Below are 8,979 nucleotides of genomic sequence, written 5' to 3' on the forward strand. Positions count from 1 at the left end.
CTTTAACCTGTCATGGTGCCGAAGCACAAGCCGGAGATATTGCCGTGGACTACCCGATCAAGACGCTGAGCCAGTTGAGGCCGATTCTGCAGGGCTTCAGGAAGACCGCCCGTCTCACCCAGGCCGCGATGGCCAGTCATCTCGGCGTCACCCAGCAGAGTTACGCGCAACTCGAGGCCAATCCGGCCGCCGTCAGCGTGGAGCGGCTCTTCAAGGTCTTGCGGGTGCTCCAGGTCGATCTGAAGCTAACCCAAACCGCGGGGGGGGCATCGGCAAGCAGCGTCGCCGGGGAAAATGCAGCGTCCTCCTCTGGCGTCACGCCAACAGCGGACCGAACCCCGGCTGCCCGCTCCGCAAAAAAGGCATCGGCCATAACAACGGGCAACGTAAAGCGCAAAACCTCATCGTCGCGCAAGCAGGAGACTCCCCCTGAAACGCACGCGCGCACCAGGGGCCCCGCGAAGCAAACCGCCAGAACGACTACGCGGGAAGTCCGCGGCAATACCGCGTCCGAAACCCCACGCACCGTCGCCAAACCCAGGAGCGCAACCAGGAAACGGGAGAACTGGTAAGCATGGTGCGAAGCCCACAACCCAACCGCCTGAACCTGTGGATGAACGGCTTGCAGGTCGGCTATTGGGAAACGACCCGCAACGGCGAGCGTCTGGTGTATCGGGACGACTGGATCGACGATCCGCAGGGGCGTCCGCTGTCGTTGTCGCTTCCTTTTACGCCAGGCAACCAGCCGTACCGTGGCGAGGTCGTCGCGGACTATTTCGACAACCTGCTTCCTGACAGCGAACCGATCCGCCGCCGGATCGCCACGCGCTACCGGACCGGCAGCACCGCGCCATTCGCGCTGCTCGCCGCGCTCGGCCGCGACTGCGTCGGCGCGCTGCAAATGCTGCCGCCGGATGAGGCGCCCACCGACCTCGCGAGCATCAGCGGTCGCGAACTCAGCGACAGCGAGATTGCGCGCCTGTTGCGCGGCACGACATCGGCGTCACCGCTCGGACAGCACGATCCACTGGAAGATCTGCGCCTGTCGATCGCGGGCGCGCAGGAAAAGACCGCCCTGCTCCGGCATCACGACCGCTGGCTGCTGCCCGAAGGCAGCACGCCGACCACGCATATCTTCAAGTTGCCGCTGGGGTTGGTCGGCAACATGCGTGCGGACATGCGCACCTCCGTCGAAAACGAGTGGCTCTGCTCGCAAATCGTCGCGGCCTATGGACTACCCGTCGCCCGTTGCGAGATCGGCGGATTCGAAGAGCAGAAGGTGTTGATCGTCGAGCGATTCGACCGCCGTCCATCCAGCGACGCAACCTGGATCGTGCGCCTGCCCCAGGAAGACATGTGCCAGGCGACAGCCACGTCGGCGCTCCACAAGTACGAAGCCGATGGCGGGCCAGGGATCGAAGCGATCATGGAGGTGCTCTCCGGCTCCGCACGCGCGGCGATCGACCGGCGCAACTTCTTCACGACGCAGATGATCTTCTGGCTGCTCGCCGCAACCGACGGCCATGCAAAGAACTTCAGCATCGCGCACTTGCCGGGCAACCGTTACGAATCCACGCCGCTCTACGATGTGCTTTCCGCTCACCCGATCATCGGTGCCGGCGCCGGTCGTTTGCCGGCGCAAAAGGTCAAGCTGGCGATGGCCCTGCATGGCAAGAACGTCCACTATCTGCTCAATCAGATCCAGCGTCGGCACTGGATTGCCGAAGGACAACGCGTCGGGTTTTCCGCGGCGAGCGTAGAGGCAATGATCGGCGAGCTGACCGCACGAACCGACGCGGTGATCGACGAAGTGTCGTCGCAGCTGCCCGCGGATTTTCCGATGGACGTGGCCGAAGCGGTCTTCGACGGTATGCGTGGGCTGAACAGGAAGCTGGCGCGGTCGATGTGAGCGTGAAACGACGCGCCGCCTCTGCACTCTGAAATGCCGACAACCCCGCCGTAGCCACATCGACGAATCGCCTCATCTCCGGATCCGGCGCATGGACCAGCGCCACGTTGTTCGCATGCTCCGCTCGAGCGTGTACTGCGTCAATGCTAGCGACGCAGTTCGCCTGGCCCCTTCGCGGTCCAGCGTTTTAACGCCCGCCGAAAGTTCGCCGGGTCGCTGAATCCCAGCAGCATCGCAATGTCTTTGGTGCTCATCCTGGTGGTCTTCAGGTATTCGGTCGCGAGCGAACAGCGTACATCATCGACAATCGCCACGAACGAAGTGCCTTCGCTTTCCAACCGTCGCCGCAGCGCTCGGCTCCTCATCGACAACGCGTCCGCGACTACTTCCATATCCGGAAACTCGCCGGGTTTGCGCAGCAGCACCTGATACACCTCGCCGGAAACGCCGACGGAAGTCTTCGCCTGGCCGATGAGCCTGTCGCACGTTTCCTGCAATAGCGTGGCCGTCAACCGGTGCGCGAGTTGACGCTTCTGCTCGAGGATGCCGCTGTCGTAGTGAAGCTCGCATTGCGGCTGATCGAAGTAACACGGACACCCAGATACTCGGGATAAATATCGGCGTGCGCGGGTGCCGTCTGTTCGGCCGCGAGAATTATCACTTTTCGATTCCCGGTGCGGGATGCCGGCGTTTGTCGTTCGCGACGATGGGCGCGATCACGGGTAGCAACGTTCGGGTCGGCCTGGAAGACAGCGTCTTTTTGAATCGTGTGATCTCCGCTCGCGCAGATGCCTTGTTGGATTGGCAAATCTCAGGCACGTATTCGCCAAGGCTGAAAATCCAGCGAACGATCGGGCCGGGAATAGCCATCAACCTGCGCGTGGCTATGAGCGGCGAATACGGGGATTTCGCAACAGCAAGCGCACGCTGGCTTTTCTCTCGTGCTTCGGCCCGATCCGGCAGCATTCGTGCACAAGCTGCACGTGCGGCACGACTCCCTTTACGGCACAGCATCGACACGCTCGCTCACGCCGCGTCAGGGTGTTCCGGCGACGATGTTAGCGATGGTCCAGTTGCTGGTCGACACCAGCACGTAGTCTCCGTTGACCCCTAACCATTTTTGTCCCCGCGGCGGCGCCTTGAGTCCATGACCCTGCCAGTCATTCATTATGAAGTTGTAGTTACGGTACTCGGCGGGAACGCGTTGCCCCTTGTGCCAGTCCCGATGTGGAATCGACGGCATGACCTGCTGGCGGCCCGTTCCCGGGTTGGCCATCTGCGCCCCGCCTTCATCCGGTGGCGGCCCTGCCGCGATGGTGACGAGGGAAACGCCGGAAAACGAAAGGGCGACGAGCTGCACGATAATCCGCTTGTTCATGATCAAACCTCCCTGCTGTGAAAGAAAGGTTAGGGCGTCGCAACGTTCAATGCCTTTTCGACGTCACAATGTCAGCTCATCTTCACGAACTGCCTGACTCGTGTGAAGTTAACCGCACATCGTTACGACACCCACATTCATGCCATGGATCTGCTGCATGGTTATGCAATGCCAAGGTTCGAAGACTTCCCGTTTCCGGCAACGACGCCGTTGGCAAATTGATTGACTCGAAGTTCATTGCACTCGACGGCAGATATACCGAATGCAATTTCCTGAAACCATCTAGCAAGCAATGATATTTCAGGTTTTACTCGTAGTCGTTCAGAGTATAGTAAAAGGCTGTTCGACTTCAAGCCGGGCTGCGCGACCGCAGCATATTCGCCGCAAGATCAGGAATTCCCCGCTGCACCTGTTTGCCGAAACTGATTCAAATGAAAAATCGCTAACGCCAACCGGGCTACATAGCGATCGGACGCAGAACCTCCGCTGGCACCAGCACTCAGTCGTCCCGCTGTGGTGGGGCCCCGAGAAAGATCGCCGTGAACGGTGGCATTTTGAAGATCGCCAGCACGATGACGAGGAGGAGCGGCAGAAACAGCCAGAGCGAAATGTGGAACGCGCCCCGCATCGCGGCGATCTCGGCGCTGGCATCGAAATCGCCGGGCCGGCCAAGGATGTAAAACAACGCGAGCGTGACCGCCATCGACACAACCGACGTCAGGAACGTTTCACGCAGGTGCCGATACAACTCGGCGCCGGACGCCGCAGCGGCAAGATTGGCGGAGTCGGAAAGCGGCGAAGACTTGTCGCCGAAATATGCGCCAGAGATGATTGCGCCGGCCGCGATTGCGGGGCTCAGCCCCATGCCTTGCGCAATGCCTTGCGCAATGCCTATCAGGCCGATGCCGATCGTGCCGGCCACCGTCCACGAGCTGCCGATACTGACCGAAACGAACGCGCAAATAGCGGCCGCGGTCAGGTAGAAGTAGTTGGGACTGAGAAGCTTGAGGCCGTAATAGACCATCGCCACGAGCGTGCCGCTGAGCGCCCAGGTGCCGATGAGCGCGCCGACGGCAAGCAGAATGAAGATCGCGCCGATCCCCGTACCGACACTCGCGACCGCGGCTTCGCGCAGAGACGTCAGCGAGTGCCCGCGACGCCAGCCGATAAACACCGCGATCATGGTCGCGACGACCAGGCCCACCTGGTTCGGGCCGCCTGCACCGGCGTCGCCAAACAGAAAATACGACAGGCCCACCAGCACGATCAGGCTGGCAACAGGGATGATCGCCTCGGTCAGCGTGACCGGTTGAGGTGATTCGGGCCTGGTCATTTGAGCTTGTCACCGTATCCGCACCAACTGTAATCAACCCGCTACCGTTTCAGTGAAGTCCGGTTCTGTCGCGAGCGCGTCGCCGCTCGCCGCAACCTTGGCGAGCAGGCAACGCTGCGCCGGTCATTCGCTGGATTAGTAGTCCACCGGATCGCGCACGACCGGACAGGTCATGCAATGGCCACCGCCACGCCCACGGCCGAGTTCCGCGCCGACGATCGTCACCACCTCGATGCCCTGCTTGCGCAGCAGGGTGTTCGTGTAGGTGTTGCGGTCGTATGCATAGACCACCCCCGGCGCCGCACACACCAGGTTCGCGCCGCTATCCCACTGCGTGCGCTCGCGCTGATAATCGCTGCCGCCCGCTTCCACCACACGCAGCTTCTTGAGCCCCAGCGCTTCGGCCACCACGTCGACAAACGGCTTGTCCTCCCGGTGCAGTTCCACACCGCTCGGGTGGCTGCTCGGCCGGTACGAGAAGGTGCGCGTCTTGTTCATGAAGTCGGGCGCAAGCAGTACGCAGTCGCGGTCGGCGAAAGTGAACACCGTGTCGAGGTGCATCGCCGCGCGAATCTTCGGCATGGCCGCCACAATCACCCGCTCGGCCGCGCCCTTCTTGAACAGCGTCGCCGCCAACTGGCTGATCGCCTGGCGTGAGGTCCGCTCGCTCATGCCGATGAGCACAACTCCTTTGCCGATCGGCATCACGTCGCCGCCTTCGAGCGTCGCCAAGCCGTGATCCTCGGTCGGATCGCCCCACCACACGTTGACCTTGCCCGCGAAGTCCGGGTGAAACTTGTAGATCGCCGTCGTCAGAATCGTCTCCTCATGGCGCGCCGGCCAGTACAGCGGGTTCAGCGTCACTCCGCCGTAGATCCAGCAGGTCGTGTCGCGCGTGTATAGCGTGTTCGGCAGCGGCGGCAGCAGGTACTCGGTGGTCCCTGCTGCTTCGCGCGCGATCTCCAGCGCCTTGCCGCCATGCGACTCCGGGAAATCGTGGGTCGACAGCCCGCCGATCAGCGTTTCGGCCAGCTTACGATTTTCCAGCCCCTCCAGAAAGCTCCTCAGTTCATCGATAAAACCCAGCCCGACCTGATTTGGAACCACCTGATTATCGAGGATCCATTTCTTGCCTTCGGGCACCGCCACGGTTTCCGCCAGCAGGTTGTGCATTTCCAGCACCTCGACGCCGCGGTCGCGCATCTTGGTGACGAAGTCGAAGTGGTCGCGCTTGGCGTTCTCGACCCATAGAACGTCGTCGAACAGCAGTTCATCGCAATTGCTCGGGGTCAGCCGCGTATGTGCCACTCCGGGCGCGCACACCATCACCTTGCGCAGTTGCCCGACTTCGGAATAGACACCAAACTCTTCCGCTTTCGCATCTGTACTCGCCATGATGATCTCCTGAATGCCGGCATTGACCGGCTGTGTTCAACCTGGTGTCATTAGAGCGTGATCATTCCTGTCGCGAGGGCATAGATGCCGATGACCGCGCCGATGACGGCAACGATGAAGATGACCCAGTCCGGGGTAATGAAGACCGTCTTGCCCTGCTCACGCCGGGCCCAGATGTAGAGCGCCGTTCCAGGCGCATACAGCACGGCGGAAAGCAGGATGAATTTCAGACCGCCCGCAAAGATCATGAAGATCGTGTAGATCCCGGCGATGCTGGCGATGATCAGATCCCGAGTGCGTTCCTCAGGGCGCAGCTCATAGGTCTCACCACGTCTGGAAACCATGAAACCGTAAGCTGCCACGAACAGGTACGGAATCAACGACATGGCGCTGGTGAGATTGAGCATCAGCGCGAACGCGTCCCGCGAAAAATAAGTGCTGATAACCAGCAGCTGCACGATGACGTTGGTCAGCCACAATGCGTTGGCGGGTACCTTGTTGGCGTTTTCCTTCGCGAACACCGTCGGCATGTCTTTAGTATTCGCCGCAGCAAACAGCACTTCAGCACAGATCAGCGACCAGGCCAGATAGGCGCCGAGCACGGAAACGATCAGACCCAGGCTCACGAAAATCGCGCCCCAGTGTCCGACCACCGCCTCGAGCACGGCCGCCATCGAAGGCTGGCGCATGCCCGCGATGTCCGCGCGCTGCAGCACCGCGTAAGGGAGCATCGTCACGAGCACCATCAGCGCGGTCACGCCGATGAAGCCCAGGATCGTGGCGCGGCCGACGTCGGCACGCTCCTTCGCATAACGCGAATACACGCTCGCCCCCTCGATCCCGATGAACACGAACACCGTGACCAGCATGGTCGCGCGCACCTGCTCGAAGATATTACCCGTCAGGTCTCCGCCGTAGAGGTTCGCGCGGAACAGGTTCATCCTGAATGCAAAGATCAGGATCACGATGAACACCAGGATCGGCACAATCTTGGCCACCGTGACGACGCTGTTGATAAACGCCGCCTGCTGCACGCCCTTCAGGATCATGAAGTGGAATAACCATATCCCGATCGAAGCGACGACGATTGCCACGACCGTGTTACCGTCGCCAAAAACAGGGAAGAAGGCACCGAGCGTCGACTTGATCAGCACCCAGTAGGAAACGTTGCCGATGCAGCTACCAATCCAGTAGCCGAAGGCGGAGAGGAAACCGGGGTAGTCGCCGAAGCCCGCCCTCGCGTAGGCAAACACACCGGCGTCCATTTCGGGCTTTCGCTCGGCGAGAGACTGGAACACCCGCGCCAGCATGTACATCCCGGTGCCGGCAATCAGCCACGCAATGACGGCGCCCAGCGGCCCGGTGGCATTTGCGAAAGTTCGAGGTAAGGAGAAAATCCCCGCTCCGACCATCCCGCCCACCACCATCGCGGTGAGCTGCATCTTTGACATTTTTTGTGCTGTGGACGCCATTCGGATTCCTTTAATTACCGTTTTAACCAGGGTTGTAATTAGATCCGAACGTAACGTGTCTTTCACAGCTCATCGTGACCGGCCTGGCCGTACTACTCTGCAACCGCCACCTCAAAAAGAATGGTACGTCCGCAGGCTTTTGTCAAATGATCGGCAACTAATAAAACGGCCACCGCGCGCGACATGCCATTACCGGTATCTACCCTGCATCGGCAAACGCATGACAACAACGTTACGCTAACGCATGGCTAGCGTGCCTTTGTTAGTTCGGCAAAGCAAACTAAGCCAATTGTTAGCTGGGCCAATTTGTTCGCTGCGGAGAATCGGAAGAGCTTGCTGGAGAATCGATAATTCGACCTCTTCAGTTCGGCCTTTGACAATCGATATGAGGTATCGATAGTGACGAGTGCGTCGCGCCGCCCGGTCAAACGCCGGCTGAAAAGAGCCAAGGCACCCGATGCGGATTTAAGAGATGCACGTGTGGCATGGCGCGCAACTGGAATTGTTAAATCAAAGTGGGTGATTCAGATCGGCCGCGATTTGTGAAGCAATGCTATTTGCCCTTCGGTGAGGTCATGGGGCTTCTTTCTGAACTGTAACAACCCGGCGGATCTCGGATACGTAACCGCATTGGTGGCGAGATAGAGATTTCCCGATTGCAACTGATAGCGAACATCGACAAAGAGGACCGCACTCGCCGAAGCTTTGTCATAGAGGATTCGCTTCCTTGTACTTGAATTGACTGTATTCAAGTGCATCGAGCATGACGTAGAGAACCTACGCAGTCTCCTATACTGCGCTCAATTGGCGCAGTTCGCCAATGCGAAGATCGTCGAGTTCTGCAAATGCGGTTGCAACAGCTGCTCTATCAATGGCCGCGCCCGAGTGCGTACCAGGAATATCGACGAAGGGGCTCGGTAGTGGTCTGGTGTTCGAAGCAGCCTTTTGCGATCTGAGCGAGTCTGATAAATACCGGTCACTTGAAGTACCGTTGTTCTCCAACGATTCGGGGCACTTGAGCTCTGTCGAAAACGACTATTGTGAAAGCGGACTACTGATCCCCGAGCAAATGAATCTCGAATCGGCGCCCTATCTCCTGCTTCTATGCGACTCGCTGATTCCCGCGTAGCATCGAAGGTGTGTGGTCAGATAGGGGCGTCTCATCTGGTGGCGGCTTCAATCGGCTGAATCCACAAGCCAATGCTGACATTCAAATCGCTGCATTGGAATGCCCGCCGGCGTCTTTCGTCTTTCGAGTAGTCGCGCCCCAGCCACCGCGTTAGAGACCCACGTTTAAAGTAGCTTCCTCAACGTCAGCCTCGCTTCCAGCCCACCGCCCGCGCGGTTATGCAGCGTCAGCGTCGCATCCATCGCCAGCGCAAGCTGCCGTGCGATCGCGAGGCCGAGCCCCGTCCCGCCCGTATGCCGGTTGCGCGATGTCTCCAGCCGGTAGAACGGCTCGAACACCGCGTCCAGCGATTCAGCCGGGATG

General features: G+C 60.1%; 7 protein-coding genes and 2 pseudogenes. 3 read left to right on the forward strand and 6 right to left on the reverse strand.

The features are described 5' to 3' along the window. Positions 1-44 precede the first annotated feature (44 nt). Entirely contained in the window at positions 45-572 is a 528-nt protein-coding gene (locus HV744_RS25115; RefSeq protein WP_175152073.1) for a helix-turn-helix transcriptional regulator, read from the forward strand. 2 nt (positions 573-574) lie between these two features. Continuing rightward, positions 575-1,909, forward strand: a complete 1,335-nt coding sequence (locus HV744_RS25120; RefSeq protein ID WP_175152074.1) for a type II toxin-antitoxin system HipA family toxin — start codon at positions 575-577, stop codon at positions 1,907-1,909. A 146-nt stretch (positions 1,910-2,055) separates the two neighbouring features. Here the strand turns inward: HV744_RS25120 and HV744_RS25125 are convergent. Then, a pseudogene (locus HV744_RS25125) lies at positions 2,056-2,543 on the reverse strand (helix-turn-helix transcriptional regulator); the annotation flags it as partial. A gap of 167 nt (positions 2,544-2,710) precedes the next feature. On the opposite strand from HV744_RS25125, the pseudogene HV744_RS37600 reads away from it, so the two are divergent. Then, a pseudogene (locus HV744_RS37600) lies at positions 2,711-2,875 on the forward strand (IS6 family transposase); the annotation flags it as partial. 70 nt (positions 2,876-2,945) lie between these two features. On the opposite strand, the gene HV744_RS25135 reads toward HV744_RS37600, so the two are convergent. The 5 genes from HV744_RS25135 to HV744_RS25155 all read right to left on the reverse strand — a co-directional run. Then, positions 2,946-3,287 (reverse strand): RcnB family protein, encoded by a 342-nt coding sequence (locus tag HV744_RS25135; protein WP_175152076.1) that lies wholly within the window; start codon positions 3,285-3,287, stop codon positions 2,946-2,948. Positions 3,288-3,786: 499 nt separating this feature from the next. Beyond that, complete coding sequence (locus HV744_RS25140; protein WP_175152077.1) at positions 3,787-4,620, reverse strand: Na+/H+ antiporter NhaC family protein; 834 nt, start codon at positions 4,618-4,620, stop codon at positions 3,787-3,789. 135 nt (positions 4,621-4,755) lie between these two features. Next, entirely contained in the window at positions 4,756-6,015 is a 1,260-nt protein-coding gene (arcA, locus tag HV744_RS25145) for an arginine deiminase (RefSeq protein WP_175152078.1), read from the reverse strand. A gap of 50 nt (positions 6,016-6,065) precedes the next feature. Beyond that, positions 6,066-7,487: a basic amino acid/polyamine antiporter gene (locus tag HV744_RS25150; protein ID WP_175152090.1), complete on the reverse strand. Its 1,422-nt coding sequence runs from the start codon at positions 7,485-7,487 to the stop codon at positions 6,066-6,068. Positions 7,488-8,780: 1,293 nt separating this feature from the next. Continuing rightward, the coding region (locus tag HV744_RS25155) for an ATP-binding protein (protein ID WP_246279190.1) at positions 8,781-8,979 on the reverse strand (199 nt) is incomplete at its 5' end.

Origin of the sequence: Paraburkholderia ultramafica (assembly GCF_902859915.1) — a bacterium.
Taxonomy (GTDB): domain Bacteria; phylum Pseudomonadota; class Gammaproteobacteria; order Burkholderiales; family Burkholderiaceae; genus Paraburkholderia; species Paraburkholderia ultramafica.